This is a genomic window from Paracoccus sp. DMF (assembly GCF_004407025.1).
Taxonomy (GTDB): domain Bacteria; phylum Pseudomonadota; class Alphaproteobacteria; order Rhodobacterales; family Rhodobacteraceae; genus Paracoccus; species Paracoccus aminovorans_B.
The window spans coordinates 1-776 of record NZ_SOKV02000174.1 but is presented as its reverse complement, the minus strand read 5'-3'; the positions used below and the strand labels follow the sequence as shown (position 1 = coordinate 776).

At 67.8% G+C, this 776-nt stretch carries 1 protein-coding gene; it reads right to left on the bottom strand.

Annotated elements, in window-relative coordinates; translation table 11 throughout:
• Positions 1-149: 149 nt before the first annotated feature.
• Positions 150-776: recombinase family protein (locus tag E3D03_RS21045; protein WP_263568558.1), on the bottom strand; the 627-nt coding region annotated here is incomplete at its 5' end.

Below are 776 nucleotides of genomic sequence, written 5' to 3'. Positions count from 1 at the left end.
GGCGCGGGCCAGCGCCTTGACCAGCGTGTTGTCTGCCTTGCGGTCTGGCCGGACGCGGTCAGGCAGGTGCATTTCCTTCCGCCCGCCGCGCTTCACGATGTGAAATGGGACATGGAGCGTCACCGTTTCGGGGATCAGAGTGCCGCGGGTCATGCGGCCGCTCCCATGTTTCCGGCCAGCATCTCGCGTGCGAGGCCGCCGAGCCCATCCACACGGAGCCGGACGTTCAACCCGTCCGTCCCGATCTCAACGCGCTCGACCAACACCTCCACGATGCGCGCCTGCTCGGCAGGGAATAGTTCGTCCCACAGCGGGTCGAGTTGCTGCAGGGCGCTGCGGGCGTCGGCCTCGGTGATGTCGTCGGCGTGGGTGCGCGCCGCCTTCCAAGTCCCCGCCACGATCTCCGGCTGGCGGAACACCGCCCGCAGCTGGTCGATCACGGCGGCCTCGATCTCGCCCGCAGACACGCGGCCGACCGGGCACGAACCAGCACCATGCTTCAGCACGGTTTGACTGACATAGTAGCGGTAGAGACGATCCCCCTTCCGAGTGTGCGTCGGCGAAAACGCTGCGCCATCGGGGCCGAACAGCAGCCCTTTCAGCAGCGCGGGTGTCTCGGCACGGGTCCGCGCGGCGCGCTTGCGCGGGCTTTCCTGCAGGATGGCATGGACGCGGTCCCATGTCTCGCGGTCGATGATGGCGTCGTGCTCGCCCGGGTAGCTCTCGCCCTTGTGGACCGCCTTGCCGATATAGGCGCGGTTGTTCAGCATCCGGTA